This is a genomic window from Paenibacillus sp. FSL H7-0331 (assembly GCF_001956045.1).
Genome location: NZ_MRTH01000002.1, coordinates 358,505 through 375,315 on the forward strand (window position 1 = coordinate 358,505; position 16,811 = coordinate 375,315).

The following is a 16,811-nucleotide window of genomic DNA, read 5'->3' on the forward strand; positions in this document are numbered from 1 at the left end:
TCATAAACTGTTCTGTTATCAGAGCTAAATGGTTCAGCATTTTTGTGTAGAGGAGTCTGATGCATGGATAATTTATCTGTGAAACAAGCGGCGAGCGCAAGCATACCACAGCCAATAAGAAGCGACGGAGCGGGCGCTACCGATCCTGGCCCACGTGATGTGATGCGGGACATGGAAAATCCGGATATGCTCGTTCCACCAGTCACGGATTCCGGGCTGCTGCCGAACATGAAATTCTCATTCTCCGACACCCATATGCAATTAAATCAGGGGGGGTGGTCGCGTGAAATTACAGTCAGGGATTTACCGATAGCCAAAACTCTCGCAGGTGTCAATATGCGGCTTACACCAGGTGGTGTACGTGAATTGCATTGGCATCAGCAGGCAGAATGGTCGTATATGCTAATAGGACGGGCGCGAATTACTTCGATTGATCAGGAAGGACGGAATTTTATTGCTGATGTCGGTCCTGGCGACCTTTGGTATTTTCCAGCTGGCCTTCCTCATTCCATTCAAGGCTTGGAAGAAGGCTGCGAATTTTTGCTTGTTTTTGACGATGGCAGCTTTTCCGACTTGAATACATTGTCGATTTCCGATTGGTTCGCACATACTCCGAAGGAGGTGCTTTCAGCTAATTTTGGTGTACCGGAAAGTGCCTTTGCCGACATTCCTACCAATCAGGTTTATATTTATCAGGATCAGGTTCCAGGTCCGCTTACAAGCCAGGCCGTTCAATCTCCTTATGGTACCATTCCACAGAGCTTCAAGTATGAGCTGCTGTCCCAAACGCCGATTAAAACACCTGGCGGGAGCGTAAGAATCGTCGATTCCTCGAATTTTCCGATTTCTCAAACAATTGCAGCCGCACTTGTTGAGCTCGAACCGGGGGCAATGCGGGAGCTTCATTGGCATCCGAACAATGACGAATGGCAATATTATTTGACAGGACAGGGGCGGATGACGGTATTTGCAGGCAATGGCGTAGCGCGCACCTTTGATTACCGGGCAGGAGATGTTGGTTATGTACCGTTTGCTTTTGGTCATTATATTCAGAATACAGGCAGCCAAACGTTATGGTTTCTGGAAATGTTCAAGAGCGACCGTTTTGTCGATGTATCACTTAATCAATGGATGGCGCTAACCCCGAGAGACCTGGTCCGTGATAATCTGAATGTAGGCTCCGAGCTATTGGATAAGCTGCGCAAGGAAAAATGGCCTGTTGTCCGCTATCCCGGTTTTTCTTATACACCCAAATAATGAGTTGGAAGTAGGAAGAGGCAGAGACCCTGAATAAGGTCTTATGCCTCTTTTTTCGCATACGTGTCTATCAACAGGGTGTTGACAAAAGCAAGGCAAGTGTTTATTGTATTAAGTGTATTACATGTAGTAGTACACATAGTTCTTTGGAGTGTGCTGCAGCAGAGAAAGGAAGAGAGCCTTGCACATACATATAGATGAGCGAAGTACGACCCCTATATGGGAGCAAATTGTCCAACAAATTAAAGAGCTAATCCTCAAAAAAGTACTCAGACCCCATGACAAGCTGCTATCTGTCAGAGAGCTTGCCTCTATGCTCATCGTCAACCCGAACACGGTAAGTAAAGCATATCAGGAGCTTGAACGGCAGCAAATTATTGAGACTCGACGTGGAAAAGGCACTTTTGTCACAGAAGCATTACCCGTACAGGGGAACGAACAGAGGATCAACGAAATTCGGCAATCGTTACAGCTGCTTGTAGTGGAGTCTTCTTACATCGGAGTGAGCCGGGATACGCTGGTGCAGTGGATAGACAGCTATATGAATGAATTGGGAGGCGAGGGACTTGTTAACCGTCCAGAATCTAAGTAAAGCCATAGATGGAAAGACGATCCTTGAAGATATTAACTTTGAACTCAAAAGTGGATCTATTACAGGACTGATTGGTCGGAACGGAGTCGGTAAAACGACGCTACTGCGGATCATGGCAGGTATTTTGGACCCTGACCAGGGTGAGGTGTTATTAGAAGGTGTAAATTTGAGCACCTATCCTCTTATTAAACAATCGATGTATTATGTGCCTGATTCGATGAATGTGATGAATAGCTACAGTGTCAAGGAGCTTGTTCGGTTGCATCAGAGCATGTACGAGCAATTTGACCAGGAAGCTTTTTATACATGGCTGGACCGCTTCCAACTGCCAACAAACCGGACACTACGTTCATTTTCCAAAGGAATGAAAGCATTGTTGGTTATCATATTGGCCCTTTCTACTCAGTCCAAGCTGATTATTCTGGATGAACCGACGAACGGGTTGGATGTTATCGTAAAAAAACAGGTGATGCAGCTGCTTGTTGAGGAAGTATCGGAACGCCAGCTTGCCCTGATCATTTCCTCGCACCATTTGCAGGAGCTTGAAAAAATAGCCGATGTTGTCATGATGATGAAAGACACCAGGATCGACTCCATGATCAGCATAGAAGACGTGAAGCAGTCCTTCAAAAAAGTGCAGGTTGCATTCGCGGATGTATCGACCCACTCTTTATTCGATAAGGAATATGTGGAAGTGCTATCACAGGTTGGACGCGTGACGACCCTGCTGATTAAAAGCAATGCAGTCCACACGATACGTTTATTACAGGATAATCAGCCACTGCTGCTGGAAGAGCTTCCTGTGACAATCGAGGATCTTTTTATTAGCAGGCTGGGGGGGAATGGATATGTTTCATAAAGGATTATGGTTTCAGCACTATAAGCAGTCGAAATACATACTCTGGGCTTTATGGCTGGTAGCTGCATTTAGTGGCTTCCAAATGTACAGTCACGCCAACAATGTCGTAGCGAACCTTGAAGGTTCACTGAAAAATAATTATAAATTCCAATATTATTTCAATGCCGAGCTGGATACAGTTTCGATGCTGCAGCTGTTGATATGCATAGGTTTACCGGCCTTCCTCGTTGGTTTCAGTCGTTCGAATCAAAGTCTGGAATACATGTATGCGATGCCTGTGAAGCGGGAGCATATATTTTTATCCAAATGGATGCTCGGTATTGTTCATATCATCGGTGCTTCTACCTTCGGCTTGCTACTTCAGCTGATTGTTATACATACGACAATCCTGAATAATTATTTGACAGATGGTATATTCTGGGTCTATTATCTTCACCAATTATTGATACTTTGTGGGGTGTTCAGCTTTTCGTTGTGGCTCGGTTTCATTGGCGGCAGCTTCTTCTCACAGGTTGCGTTTAGCGTCATTTTTCTATTGCTTCCTTATCTATTGTTCGGTCTGATCAAAGAGGCGATTTCCTTACATTTTTTTGCTTTCGGTGTGATGAAATTAACGGACTCCTGGGTTTTTAGTCAGGCTGCAAATCGCTTTTTTGAAAATATTTCATTTCCTATAAAGCTGCTCAATATCAGTCAGTTGATTAATATGAACAGCGATTTACAAAGGGGGGGCTCAATGGAATATATAGAGTCGCTTCGTCTAACCTATTATGGCATGATGTCCTTCTTGGTACCGCTGCTGGTTACGCTCGGAAGTGTCTGGGGCATGCTCCGTATGGCCGTCACAGCCAGAAACGAGAACAATGGGAAGGTATTGTTGAATAACAAGCTTCGTCCCTACCTGGTTGCAGGGGTAGTGGTGTGCTCATTTCTATTTGGCGGTGCTGTGCTGGAAGGTACTGTGGGTAATCATTATTATGGTTCGGACGGCACGGAGCATGGGCGATATCTGGAAAATATAGCGATTTACTATGCGGCGGCGCTGGTATCTGCAGGTATCGGATATTATTTAATCAAAAAATGGCTCGGAAGCAAGCAGCAGCTAAGAAAAAATTAACTCACTCCTAGATTTTAGTAGCGAGTTAGTGCAATACCATCAAGCGCTTTATGGGGGTACTAGAAAAAGATAGTACTAACGAGATCATCCTTCACCCTTTATAATAGTGGATAAGTCATAAGCAGATGAAAAAAATACGTCGGGAATGATTTTGGTGGTGGAAATCAAGGAACGCTTATTGGTATTGAAGATGCACGAGGACGTTTGTTACAGCATCTGTTTGTATATGCTGCAGTGCGAGACCATGGCTTGTGAAGCTGCAAAAGCTGCATTGTACAACCTGATGAAATGCGACTCATTTTTCGTTGAGGATTCTCATACTAAAAGTATTCTGCTCCGTAAGGAATCGATGAAATGTGCCCTACAACTGGTGAAATTGAAATCATAATATGGATTTGGAACCTTGATGGGCTTATGCCTTCAAGGTTTCTTTAAGAGATAAGAATGTATAAGTTTTCAGCGAAGCTGAACGATTCTTATCTCGCAAGAAAAGCTACATTTATAACACGAATGTATCTTCGTCGAATAGGCTCCGATCAGAAGCTTTTCTTATTATGCAGTTGGGGATTGGGTTAACATGTGTGCAAAATGACAAAAAACGCCCAATATTGTGGGCGCATTCAATTCAACATTTAATGTGGTAATCCCAATCTTTCCAAGTCACTGCGATTCAAATAAGTGGTTCCATCTTTGACAAGCATTTGGATATTGCCTGGATTGCTAATGGCAATTTTCTCATCTTCCGTGCTATTTGGCAGGTTAAAAATGAAGTTTTGTTTACCATACTCGAGATTAATTTGAGGGGTACCGGGTGAGATGGTTACCTTAATACCAGGAACTAACGTTAATTCTCGCAAAGCCACCCATTTGGCCGTATCAACGGGCTCGCTTTTGACTGCCGGCTGGTCCAGAGCAATCGTCCTGCTCTCGGTCGTATATTTGACGTTATAACCTAACAAGTCCGCTATGGCACGCACTGGCAAATAAGAAGTGCCATCATAAACCAATGGGGTCGTGTCCATCTTCTTTTCCTGTCCATTGATTTTAAATATGAAATTGGCAAATACAGCAGTGACTTCGCCTTGAGTGGCAGCAACGGCAGTGGTAACGGAACCTATCATCATGCCGATCGTTAATCCGAGAATTATCTTTTTCATGATCCAACCTCCATCTGCTGGTTAATATTAGGATTATAGCATATTTCGAGCGTTGAAGTTTCATCGATACCGTCAAAAGGTTTTATAGGAAAAGATGACCCCTAAAGTGATTTAGGAGTCATCTTTTCAGAGTATATTGTTGTATGGATAAAAGGTGTTGCTTACACAGTGTATCAACTGCCAAGTCGATGCCTGTTAGTTTATGTAATAAGAGCCAGTTGGCAGAGCAGTCGATTTGTCGACCACAACAAGTCCTACACCATTTAGAACATAAGCAATTCGCGTATCTGCGTTAAAAATGAAAATCCCAGGTACATAAATGCCTCTAATGTTCGTTTCACCAATCGACTGAGAGGTCGCCGCTGTTGGGGTGTTGCTCACATTTGGCGTGTTCAGCAACGGATCGGTTGTCGCCTCTGCGGCACCAACTACTGTCGGAAGCATTAAAGCGGCAGCAACTACTAACATGGATAATTTCGTTTTCAAAGACTTCATCATCATCACTCCATCTATTTTTTGTTATGTAACTATAACTTTCTGGAGCATCTTCCCCAGTTGAGTATAATTACCCACGTTGAATTTATTCGAAGCAGGTTATATGAATTATTTTATAAAAAATTGTTAACGGGCAGTTGCACTTAAACATTTCATTAATTCCTACTATACCGATTGACATTTAATGATATTGAGTTAAAATAAGTATAATAGCTAGACAACGAGCAAATGAATGACTACATGAAATGGGGAAACGGATATGAAAATAGTTGCCATCATTGGAGGAAGCCAAACGGATACGTTCAAAAAAATGGGTGAGAAGCGCGGGGTCATAGTGGAGCATCACAATGGTAAAACGGGCGGCGGTTCAGTGGAAAGCTACTTTCTGCGTATTATTAATAAAGCAGATGTTATTATTATTTTGAAAGGTGCGATCAAACACACTTCCATGTGGGCTGTACGGGAGCTTGCAGAAAAGAAAGGGAAGAAGATCGATTATCATGATGGCTTTGGCGCTACAGGTGCTTTGGAAAAGGCATTGCAAATTGTAGGGTGATAGGGTAAATACGGCTGAAAATCGACTATCCTATTAAACATAAAGGCTGGTGACAACAATCAAATACGATGAACATCCGTAAACCCTTTTCCAGATTTAATTGGATAAGGGTTTATTTATAATAAAAGGGCCGCCTTTGGCGTATCCTAACCATTGAGGTGATCAGGATGAATGAAGAATCTAACAAGCCCAATTATGAACAAATTTATCAGGAGTACCGGCAGCAAGGTGAATTGCAGGCGACGCAGGAACAATTAACTAACCAATCAACTGACGGTAAAGAGTCCATCGTAGCTGTGCGTAAAAATGCTGATGGCGATATTATCGCGATCCAAACGTCAGCAGGGCGTGAGCTGGATTATGTGACTGCTGTGAATGAGGCGAAGTCAGGCGCACTTGCTCATGTGGACGTATTTCACCGCTATGGCCGTGATATTTTGCGAAGTGAGCCAGATGGTGTACAATCCAACAATTTGGATAATCTGCCTACCTTTTAGGGAAGAAAGATTGGAGTTCAAAGAGCTTTAACCCGGAAGGAACTTATTTACTTCCGGTTCTTTGTGCTGCTCTGACTGGTGCGGAGTAAAAATACCAGTTATTGCACTCGATAAAATTTCGCAATCGATAAGAAATCCAGAAATAAGATGCCTGTTATACTAGGATTGAACTTGCTTATCCATCATGAATAAAACCTAAGCGATTAGCGAAGAGATGATGTTAAGGAGTGAGTCCATGATGAGTGCTCGAAATTTGTCGAAGGAGCGGCTCGGCCGTATGCATGACATTATGGCTGGCTATGTCGAGCGCGGCGAGATATCCGGGATGGTTACATTGGTCAGCCGTCGAGAGGACGTATATGTCGATGCAATCGGTAAGCAGGCATTCGGCAGCGATGTATCCATGCAGCGGGATACTCTCTTCCGCATCGCCTCCATGACCAAGCCGATCACCGCAGCAGCGGCCTTGATTCTGGTGGAGGAATGCAGGCTTCGGCTGGACGAGCCCGTAGATCAACTGCTGCCTGAACTGGCTGATCGTCAGGTTCTTAAGCGGCTCGACAGCCCGCTCGATGACACCGTACCCGCAAAGCGTGCCATTACCCTGCGCGATCTGTTAACCTTTCAGTTGGGAATCGGGGTCGTTATGGCACCGCCCGGCATGTATCCGATTCAGAAGGCGATGGACGAGGCAGGACTCGCTCCTGGCCCGAACCCGCCAGCTCATTCGCCAGATGAATGGATGAAACGTCTCGGCAGTCTGCCATTGGTCTATCAACCGGGTCAGAACTGGATGTACCACACGGGCTCGGAGATACTCGGTGTGCTGATTGCACGTGCGGCAGACCAGCCGCTGGAGCAATTTTTACACGAACGCATCTTTGAACCACTTGGAATGAAGGACACCGGATTTAGCGTACCTGCCGACAAGCTGGACAGACTGCCAACGAGCTATATGACACATCCGGATTCCGGAGCGCCCATGGTTCATGATGAACCCGCTAACAGCCGCTGGAGCAGCAAGCCTGCCTTTCCCTCCGGAGGTGGCGGACTCGTATCGACCGTGGACGATTATTTGGCTTTTTGCCAGATGATGCTGAACAAAGGCCAGTACGGTCGAGAGCGCATCCTGTCCAGACCATCCATTGAGCTCATGACTATTGATCATCTGACAGCGGAGATGAAGGCAAACAACCGTATCTTTTTCGGGGACCACAGCGGCTGGGGGTTCGGTGTGGCTGTCAGTCTCAAGAGGAGTGATCTGTCCGATACGCCTGGAAGATTCGGTTGGAATGGAGGCACAGGCACGTCGGCTTATACCGACCCTAAGGAAAATATGATCGGGATTGTGATGACCCAGCGTCTGATGGATTCCCCTGCTCCTCCCAGTGTTTTTCTTGATTATTGGACATCGGCTTATCAAGCGATCGATGACTAAAACAGTTAACAGTAACCGTTCAGTTGAACATCATAAAAATTTCACGACCAAGGAGCTGTTTATTTATGACAACGCGATTAGTCCCTTATCTAGTATTGAATGGTAATACGAAGGAAGCTATTCAATTTTATGAGCAAGCATTGGATGCCAAGCTGCTTTTTATGCAATCTTTTGGGGAAATGCCGGATAATCCTGATTTTCCTATACCGGCAGAGCTCAAAGAACGTGTTGGACACGCCATGTTAAAGGTTGGCGAAACCGACCTTATGTTGTCGGATACATTCCCTGGACAACCTCATCATCAAGGAAATCAAGTTACGATCTGTATCGTAAACAAAGACAAGAATGCATCAAGCAAGATTTATGAAGCCTTAAAGCAAGATGGCCAAGTGATAATGGAGCTGCAAGAAACCCATTTTAGCCCTGCATATGGAAGTGTAGTGGATAAGTTCGGTATTACTTTTCAAATTTTCACTGAAGGTCAATTTTAAAAGTTATAAAACCAAAATGTGGTGCAGATCAATATCTGCACTGCATTTTTTTTGGAAGCATTCTGTGTTAATATGGTTTAATATTTTCTGTACATATGCTCTTATTTGAGATGCTGCTACCCATGCATTAAAGGAGATTGATATTTTGCATTTATTAGCCAAGGAACATAGTATGAATCATGAAATTTCCGTATACGAGGCTACTCAGTTATATGGAGAGATAGGCAAATTTCGTTTTTTACAGTTTTCAGATCATGCTGTACAAGGTGCAATCGATTTGAATGATCCACAACGTATCGTGCTCGAATACCCGAGGGCTATTATACATATGATGAATTTTAATCAACCGTTGTTCAATAATGTGTTCGTCATCGGACATGGAATCGGGACGATCGCGGGTCACTTTTCAGATAAGAGATTTTCAGTAGCGGAAATTGACGAGAAGGTCGTGGAGTTAAGCAGATCGTTTTTTGGATACCTCCCCAATAATGTTGCAGTGGGAGATGGGCGTCAGCTTCTTGAGAATGAAGACAACCATACGTTGGATTATATTATTCTGGATGCGTTTACCAAAAAGGGAACGCCGTTTCATTTCACAACGACAGATTTTTTCGAATTAACTAAGCAAAAGCTTACCAGCCAGGGAGCACTCATCATGAATTTAATGGGGAAATCGAGAAATGATAAGCTGATCAATGCCATACATACCACGCTCAGAGAAACGTATGTGTATTCAAAAGTATTTTCACTACCCGCAGAGAAGGGGACTGACATCAGGAATATGGTCGTTATTGGCAGCAATAAGCGCGTCGAATTCCAACCACGCGAAATGGCTGGTTTTGTTGAGATTGAGGTCAGTCCGGGACATATCATCCGGGATCATGATTCCAGAAGATCACTGTAGCAAAATGGACAACATTTAGAATTATGGATAATTGACACCTTTAAGATTAAAGGCGATAATCTTTTTTGAATAGGCACAGCACCTCAATGTTGTGTAGATGAAGTTAAAATTGGCTGGATGAAGGAGTGTTTACAATCGAAACGAATGGCCGCGAAATTTATGGAAGGCTGGTTACGACCGGCGAATACGTTTATGTTCAAACAATTGGCGAACGCATTCATCGTATTATTCCTGCTGAGAAACAAGAGATTGACGGAACCAAAGAGGAGCTGTGGATTGCCCCGGGTCTGATTGATTTACAAATTAATGGTTTTGCCGGCTATGATTTAAATATGGCTGAAGCCGATTTGGAGCAGCGTGTGAAAGCGATTGGTCTCATGACAAGAGAGGTGTTGAAATCCGGTACGACATCTTTTTGTCCCACGGTGATTACGGCCGGATTTGAACAAATTCATAGCAGCATGACAGCCATTCGATTGGCTTGTGAGCGTGACCCTTTCATTGACAGCTGTATATTGGGCATCCATCTGGAAGGGCCATATTTATCTGAGCAAGATGGACCGCGAGGCGCTCATCCCCTTGAACATGTCAAGGATCCTGATTGGGAGGAATTCTGCACTTGGCAGGAAGCTGCCGGCGGTCGGATTCGTATGGTAACTTTGGCACCGGAACGAAGTGGGGCTGTTCCCATGATTAACAAGCTTGTCCAAGCAGGAATTTTAGTATGTATCGGACATTTTGCGGCAAGCCATGATGAAATTACGGCAGCTGTAGATGCAGGTGCAAGAATGTCGACTCATCTAGGGAACGCAGCTCATTCGCACCTGCCTAGGCATCCAAACTATATTTGGTCTCAATTAGCTGAAGAGCGTTTGATACCGAGTATCATTTCCGATGGACATCATTTGCACCCATCTGTGGTCAAAGTCATGGCGCGAGCCAAAAATAATCATATCGTGCTCGTCAGTGATGCTGTCCATCTAGCTTATATGCAGCCGGGAATTTATAAGACGCATGTAGGGGGAGAAGTCGAATTACTTCCTTCGGGACGATTGCAAACTGTGGCTAATCCACTTGTTCTAGCAGGAGCGGCGGTCTCACTTGCGGAATGCGTGCAAAATTTTAGGCGATTTACGCAATCTGACCTACAGACAGCTTTCAAGTTAGCTACGTTGATCCCGGCACGTCTAATAGGTGAACCGCTCATTGGTGATGTACAAACAAATGGACTTGCGGATATCCTAACGTTTACTTGGAATGAAGCCGAGGACAAGCTCAACTTGCAGACAGTTATCAAACGAGGAGAAACGATATTTTCAGCTGCGAAGACATGATGAATTTGTAAAAAACATCTTATTGACGAACAACAACATAAGAGCTATAATTTCTAATTGAAACGGTTCAAATATGAGTGACTGTTTCAATTAGTTTTTTTTGTATAGAGGGTACCTTTTTTATTTAATTCATTTTGTAAACGCTTACGGTTTGGCTTTACTTTTTGGAAAATCATTATGATTAACCATGCATACACAACAAACACAACAACATCTCGATATAAGTCACTCATTATGTTATTTGTATGTTATATATTTGCTAAAATAAAATTAATTATTGCATTTTTTCGAGATTTAATGTTATTATAACTAACATAAAAGTTTCAACTTAAGAAATATTATTTTTTAAATAAAATTTGAACCGGTTCAAATTATTTGACCGTCTCAATATATCATGTATTCAGAAAAAGGAGATGTGATCCAGAGCTGAGATGAGCAGCGTACACCGTGTTCGGTACCTTAGTTTCATCGTATCTGGAAGTGCCGGAAGTTGGTTACACCAATAACTTAGAGGAGTGGTCGTAAATGGCATCTAAAAAATTAGTTTCTGGTGGTCTCGCAGGCATGTTGGTTTTAACAGCTATGCTGTCCGCATGTTCTAGCTCAAGTAATACTTCAACTGGAGGAGCTGCTCAGCCTGGCACAAGCGCCGCCGACGGAAAGGCAGTAAGCTTGTCGATCTGGACAGGGTGGCCTGAACTGGACCCATTTTTCAAAAAAATGGCTGATGACTACAAAAAAACAAAACCCAACGTTTCGATCGAAATCTCTTCATTCCCGCTTCGCGATTACGAAAAGAAAGTAGCAGCGGCTCTGCCATCCAAAAGTGCTGCAGATATTCTTCCATTAAATCCAAACCTGGCGCTTCGCTACATTGAAGGCAAAATGCTGCAAACCACCCCGGATGATCTGGTGAAACAAAATAACTCAGGAATTCATCAAAAATTAATCGTGGATACGACAGTAGTCGGTGGCAAGTCATACGGCGTACCCTCCTTCATGGGCTCCGGTGCCATTTATTATAATAAAGATATGTTGAAGGAAGCGGGCCTTACAGAACCACCAACCGTAGATAACTTGCTGGATTATGCACAAAAGCTGGCAAAACGTGACGCTTCCGGGAACCTCGAACGTGCGGGCATGAGTCTTCGTCTTAGTGGTGGGGGCAGCGGTACCGGGGAGAAGTTCTGGAATATATTAGCACAGCGCGGAGGCAGTATCGTTAAAGAAGTATCGCCTGGCAAATTCAAAGCTGATTATAACACGGAAGCTGGATATCAGACCTTGAAGCTGTACGTAGATATGGTGCATAAGTTTAAAACAGACGACCCGAAGGTAAAGCACGATACGGAAGCCTTCCAGACAAAAGCGGCAGCATTTTATATTCGTGAATCCAATGTGATCGCAGATACCAAGAAAAAAGCACCTGATTTGAACTATGATGCGGCTCCGTTGAAAGCGAATGTTATCAGCTTGATCAATTATTATGTTTCCAGTACAGATAAGGCCAAAGCAGATGCTGCATGGGATTTTATTCGCTTCGTTACCAAGCCTGAGAATCATAAGCAAATGGTTGCAATGAGTGGCTGGCTGCCACCGCGTGACGATTTGGATCTGAATGATTTGTACAAGGAATACCCGCAATACAAAGCGTTTTTTACAAAACAGGAATTACAGATGTACCCGGCCATTGCCGAGTTTGATGAAATTTTGACCAAGTTTGCAGACCGTATCGCAACGAAAGGTTTCACCGATCCGTCATTCGTGGATAACCCTGATAAGATGAAGGCTTTCCTGAATGAAGCGGCCAAAGAAACGAACGACATTTTGAAAAAAGCAGGTCATCTGGCTGAATAAGCAATTAAAAACAGCATGCTTACCCGGTTATGTAGGCCGGGTAGGTTGCAACATGAGGTGATAATATGCCCGATACAATCAGATTCGCCATTGTGGGTGCAGGAAGTATAGCAAGGCATCATGCCGAATCGATCCGTCGACATCCCGATGCACAATTAGTGGCCATTGCTGATAATAGCTTGGATAGAGCTCAAGCATTGGCAGAAGAGGCGGGCTCGACCCCTCAATTGTTCACCGATTATGAGGAGCTGCTGAAGCTTGCGGACATTGATGTTGTCTGTGTATGTACGCCAAGCGGTGCACACAGTGAGGTGACTATTGCTGCAGCGCAAGCAGGCAAACACGTTCTTTGCGAAAAACCGCTGGATATTCATGCTGATGGTATGACTGCCATGATTAACGCTTGTCGTGAACATGATGTGAAGCTGGGTTGTGTATTTCAAAGACGCTTAATGCCGGCTATGCTGCATGCTCATAAGGCGATACGAGAAGGCAAGATAGGCAGACCGGTGCTTGGCAATGCGTATTTGAAATATTACCGGAGTCCCGAATATTACAAGAGCGGCGGTTGGCGTGGAACCTGGAAGCTTGATGGAGGCGGCGCTTTGATGAACCAAGGTGTTCACGGTGTGGACCTCATCCAGTACCTGATGGGTGATGTTGAGTCGGTTTTCGCGTATTCCGCAGCGCTGTCAAGGGAAATTGAGGTAGAAGATACAGCTGTCGTGGCATTGAAATATAAAAGTGGTGCGTTCGGCATCATCCAGGGCACAACCTCGGTATATCCGGGCCAGGAAACAAGATTTGAGCTGCACGGAGACCAAGGCACCATCGAGTTCGGAGACGAGGGGATCAAGCAGTGGATTTTCAAGGGGCAGGAAGAACCGGCTCCGCAGTATGAAGATACATTGGGTCTGTCGTCGAGCAGTAATCCGTCGCAAATTTCCACAGCCGGTCATTACTTTTACGTTGACGATATGATACAGGCCATCCGGGATAACCGTGAGCCGCATGTAAATGGAGAAGAAGCAAGGAAACCGGTTGATTTGATACTTGCGATTTACGAGTCGGCGAGGCTCGGTAAAGAAATCAAGTTATAGCCTTTGTTAATGAAGTCTTCTTGTACTCATGAGAATTTCTTAAGGAGCGAACGAAAATGACCCATTTAGCAATAGACGGAGGAACACCTGTCAGAACGAAAGCTTTCCCGGAGTGGCCGATTTTTGACAATCTGGAGGAACGGCTGCTGCTTGAGGTACTGCATTCGGGTCAATGGGGAGGAGCCAATCGCAACAAGCTGCCCGAAGCCGAAAAGCTGTTTGCCGAGCTTCATGATGCCAAGCATGCAGTAACGGTTGTGAATGGTACCGTAGCTATTACGGTAGCGCTTCAAGCCGCTGGTGTCGAGCCGGGGGATGAGGTTATCGTGCCTCCATACACATTTTACGCTACAGCTGCAGCACCGCTGATGTTTGGTGCGATTCCGGTATTCGCGGATGTGGAAGAGAACACCTTGCTTATCGATCCTGACAAAGTGGAAGCCTTGATCACTCCAAGGACTAAAGCGATCATACCGGTTCACATCGGTGGGGCTGTGGCTAACATGACGAAGCTTAAAGCCATCGCGGATAAACACGGTTTGCGAATCCTTGAGGATGCGGCGCAAGCGGTGGGCGCCCGCTATAATGGTGCAGGTGTAGGGACGATTGGCGATTTGGGCACATTCAGCTTCCAGTCCTCCAAGAATATTAACTCCGGTGAAGGCGGAATGATTCTAACCAACAATGAGGAATTGGCAGATAAGGCCTGGTCTTTGATCAACGCAGGACGTATTCGTAAAGGTGAATGGTATCAGCACGAGGTCGTAGGCTGGAATCTGCGCATGACAGAATTTCAAGCGGCTATTCTTATCGGTCAGCTCAGCAGAATGGAACAGCAAATGGTCACTCGCGAAAAGAATGCGCGCCTGTTGAACGAAATGCTGCGGGATATTGATGGTATTCGTACGCTGGATGCAGATCCGCAAATAACGCGGCACGCCTATCACCTGTATATTTTTAAAATGCATCAGGAACTGGCCGAGAAGCTCAGTAAACGTGAATTTTGCCAAAAACTCAATGCGGAAGGCATTCCCGTTCATGAAGGTTATGTCGCATTGAACCAGAACCGGGCGATTTCCGAGGCCGTATACAAATTGACAGGAACAGCTCGTCATGATTCTTGCCCGATTGCTGAACGAGCGTGTGAGAAAGAAGCGATGTGGCTGGCGCAAAATGTTTTGTTAGGAAATGAACAAGACATGGAAGATATTGCAAAGGCAATCCGAAAGGTCGTACAATCGGTTTAGTTCCTGTGAAGAAATGGAGGTTCAAAACCGTATGATATGGAATCGTGTGGGTGTATTAACTGATGAGGTGTCTCCTCATTTGGAGGAAGCGCTCGATTGGATTGTAGATAATCAACTGAAGCATGTGGAAATCAGGTCAGTGGACGGGCGTAATATTATGAATGTACCGGACGAGGCATTGGTAAATATACGACATGAAGTAGAACGACGGGAGCTGTTTGTTTCCGCGATAGCCTCCCCTGTATTCAAATGCTCGCTGGACCCGGAACGCCAGGTTTCAACGGGTGACACGTTTGGTCAGCAGGAAGAAGACATTGAGGAGCATCACCGAAAGCTGCTGCAAGCAATCCGAATTGCCAAACAACTGGGTACAACAAGAATTCGCATTTTTTCATTTTGGCGCGAACAGGACCCCTTGCGTTATGAAGCAGACATTATCCTTCATCTGAAGAGAGCGGCAGCGATAGCCGAGCAGGAGAACGTGACCTTGCTTCTGGAGAATGAGCCTTCATGCAACGGCGGATATGCCGAGGAGGTAGGCCGCCTTGTGCGTGGTGTGAACTCCCGAGCACTTCAAGTGCTTTGGGACCCGGGCAATGAGGCGTATGGAGGAAAGTCCGCTTATCCTGAAGGTTATGAGTATATTAAAGATGTGTCAGGGCACGTTCATTTGAAGGACGCTCTAGTGGAGCAGGATGGTACGCCTCGCTGTGTACCGATAGGAAACGGATGGGTTCCGTTTGCAGAACAAATTATCGCGTTGGAAAAAGACGGTTATAAGGGTCTGTACACCATTGAAACTCATTACATTCCTGACGGCGGTACGCCCGCGGACGGAACGATGCTAACACTTCAGGGTTTACGCAAAGTGCTTTCGTCTTTGGAGGCACAACTATGAACGTAACGATCGCCGATATTGCGAAGGCTACAGGGTTAGCCAAAAGCACGATCTCCGGAGCCTTGAACAACAAGAGCGGGTTCTCCGAAAAAACACGCCGAAGGGTACTGGCCGCAGCAGAAGAACTTGGCTACGTTCCTAATGAAATTGCCAGAGGGTTATCATCCAAATCGACAGGGTCCATTGGATTGATTATTAAAGATATAACGAACCCCTTCTATAATCATATAACCAAGGGTGTTCAAGAGATTGCAGGCGAGCATGGTTACACGGTGTTTTTGTGCAGCAGTGGTGAGGAGCATCAAGCGGAAATCAAACATATTCAAGCGATGGTCCGCAAAAGAGTGGACGGTTTGATTATTGCACCGCTGCTGGAGGAAGTTACCTTCGATCATTTTTTTGAACTCAAAGAACAGAACGTACCTTTTGTACTACTTGGCAAAATCCAGGGGTTGTCCTGCGATACGTATGATTTTGATGATTATGATGGAGGGCGTCAGGTAACGGAGCACCTGCTTTCCATGGGACATACCCGAATTTGTTTTGTGCGTGGCCCCAAAACTTCAAAAGCCGCCAAATTACGTTATTCCGCGTTTATCGATACCTTAAAAAGCCATGGTATCGAAGCGGATGAAAGGTATGTGTTTCAAAACGCTAACGGTATAGCGGATGGCATGGCGGTCGGCAAGCAGATTGCGGCTATGCCGGATCGACCTACGGCAGTCATATGCTTTGATGATGTGATTGCCATTGGAGTGATCAAAGCGGTCATGGAGGCTGGCTTGCAAGTGCCGGAGGATCTCTCGATCATCGGCTTCGATGATATCGAAGTGAATACATTCCCTCTGACGACCGTATCGATACCTACCTATGAGGCAGGTAAAGCCTTGGCATGGACATTGTTCGATCGCATCCTGCAGAGGCGCACTTCCGGGTTTCAGCATATTACATTCGAGCAAAAGCTCATTGAAAGAGCGTCGGTCAGACAGCTGCATAATAAATAGAATAGGAA

General features: G+C 45.1%; 17 protein-coding genes. 15 read left to right on the forward strand and 2 right to left on the reverse strand.

The window, feature by feature from the left end; genetic code table 11:
* The first annotated feature begins 63 nt into the window (after nt 1-63).
* From BK127_RS04380 to BK127_RS04395, 4 genes are all read left to right on the forward strand, one after another.
* Entirely contained in the window at nt 64-1,257 is a 1,194-nt protein-coding gene (locus tag BK127_RS04380) for an oxalate decarboxylase family bicupin (RefSeq protein WP_076228774.1), read from the forward strand.
* 181 nt (nt 1,258-1,438) lie between these two features.
* Nucleotides 1,439-1,849 (forward strand): GntR family transcriptional regulator, encoded by a 411-nt coding sequence (locus tag BK127_RS04385; protein WP_076228775.1) that lies wholly within the window; start codon nt 1,439-1,441, stop codon nt 1,847-1,849.
* The gene (locus tag BK127_RS04390; protein ID WP_076228776.1) at nt 1,824-2,708 is read left to right on the forward strand and encodes an ABC transporter ATP-binding protein; all 885 of its coding nucleotides are present in this window, start codon (nt 1,824-1,826) and stop codon (nt 2,706-2,708) included. Before BK127_RS04385 ends, BK127_RS04390 begins: the two co-directional genes overlap by 26 nt.
* The gene (locus BK127_RS04395; protein ID WP_076228777.1) at nt 2,698-3,825 is read left to right on the forward strand and encodes an ABC-2 transporter permease; all 1,128 of its coding nucleotides are present in this window, start codon (nt 2,698-2,700) and stop codon (nt 3,823-3,825) included. The genes BK127_RS04390 and BK127_RS04395 overlap by 11 nt, the downstream gene beginning before the upstream one ends.
* 632 nt (nt 3,826-4,457) lie before the next feature.
* Here the strand turns inward: BK127_RS04395 and BK127_RS04405 are convergent.
* Together BK127_RS04405 and BK127_RS04410 are read right to left on the reverse strand one after the other, a co-directional pair.
* A complete protein-coding gene (locus tag BK127_RS04405) occupies nt 4,458-4,982 on the reverse strand; it encodes a stalk domain-containing protein (RefSeq protein ID WP_076228779.1) in 525 nt (174 codons plus the stop codon).
* 195 nt (nt 4,983-5,177) lie between these two features.
* Complete coding sequence (locus tag BK127_RS04410) at nt 5,178-5,477, reverse strand: hypothetical protein (RefSeq protein WP_076228780.1); 300 nt, start codon at nt 5,475-5,477, stop codon at nt 5,178-5,180.
* 259 nt (nt 5,478-5,736) lie between these two features.
* Here BK127_RS04410 and BK127_RS04415 point away from each other — a divergent pair, with 259 nt between their 5' ends.
* From BK127_RS04415 to BK127_RS04465, 11 genes are all read left to right on the forward strand, one after another.
* Nucleotides 5,737-6,033 carry a DUF2325 domain-containing protein gene (locus tag BK127_RS04415; protein ID WP_076228781.1) on the forward strand — a complete coding sequence of 99 codons (297 nt, stop codon included), beginning with the start codon at nt 5,737-5,739 and terminating at the stop codon, nt 6,031-6,033.
* 167 nt (nt 6,034-6,200) lie between these two features.
* Complete coding sequence (locus tag BK127_RS04420) at nt 6,201-6,530, forward strand: DUF3892 domain-containing protein (protein ID WP_076228782.1); 330 nt, start codon at nt 6,201-6,203, stop codon at nt 6,528-6,530.
* A gap of 235 nt (nt 6,531-6,765) precedes the next feature.
* On the forward strand, nt 6,766-7,968 hold the full coding sequence (locus BK127_RS04425; RefSeq protein WP_218638993.1) for a serine hydrolase domain-containing protein: 1,203 nt from the start codon (nt 6,766-6,768) through the stop codon (nt 7,966-7,968).
* Nucleotides 7,969-8,033: 65 nt separating this feature from the next.
* A complete protein-coding gene (locus tag BK127_RS04430) occupies nt 8,034-8,459 on the forward strand; it encodes a VOC family protein (RefSeq protein ID WP_076228783.1) in 426 nt (141 codons plus the stop codon).
* A 172-nt stretch (nt 8,460-8,631) separates the two neighbouring features.
* The gene (locus BK127_RS04435) at nt 8,632-9,363 is read left to right on the forward strand and encodes a spermidine synthase (protein WP_076228900.1); all 732 of its coding nucleotides are present in this window, start codon (nt 8,632-8,634) and stop codon (nt 9,361-9,363) included.
* A 125-nt stretch (nt 9,364-9,488) separates the two neighbouring features.
* On the forward strand, nt 9,489-10,697 hold the full coding sequence (locus BK127_RS04440; protein WP_083689046.1) for an N-acetylglucosamine-6-phosphate deacetylase: 1,209 nt from the start codon (nt 9,489-9,491) through the stop codon (nt 10,695-10,697).
* A gap of 525 nt (nt 10,698-11,222) precedes the next feature.
* Complete coding sequence (locus BK127_RS04445) at nt 11,223-12,554, forward strand: extracellular solute-binding protein (protein WP_076228784.1); 1,332 nt, start codon at nt 11,223-11,225, stop codon at nt 12,552-12,554.
* A gap of 65 nt (nt 12,555-12,619) precedes the next feature.
* Entirely contained in the window at nt 12,620-13,654 is a 1,035-nt protein-coding gene (locus tag BK127_RS04450) for a Gfo/Idh/MocA family protein (RefSeq protein WP_076228785.1), read from the forward strand.
* A gap of 56 nt (nt 13,655-13,710) precedes the next feature.
* A complete protein-coding gene (locus BK127_RS04455) occupies nt 13,711-14,901 on the forward strand; it encodes a DegT/DnrJ/EryC1/StrS family aminotransferase (RefSeq protein ID WP_076228786.1) in 1,191 nt (396 codons plus the stop codon).
* 31 nt (nt 14,902-14,932) lie between these two features.
* On the forward strand, nt 14,933-15,799 hold the full coding sequence (locus BK127_RS04460) for a sugar phosphate isomerase/epimerase family protein (RefSeq protein ID WP_076228787.1): 867 nt from the start codon (nt 14,933-14,935) through the stop codon (nt 15,797-15,799).
* Entirely contained in the window at nt 15,796-16,803 is a 1,008-nt protein-coding gene (locus tag BK127_RS04465) for a LacI family DNA-binding transcriptional regulator (RefSeq protein ID WP_076228788.1), read from the forward strand. Before BK127_RS04460 ends, BK127_RS04465 begins: the two co-directional genes overlap by 4 nt.
* Nucleotides 16,804-16,811 lie beyond the last annotated feature (8 nt).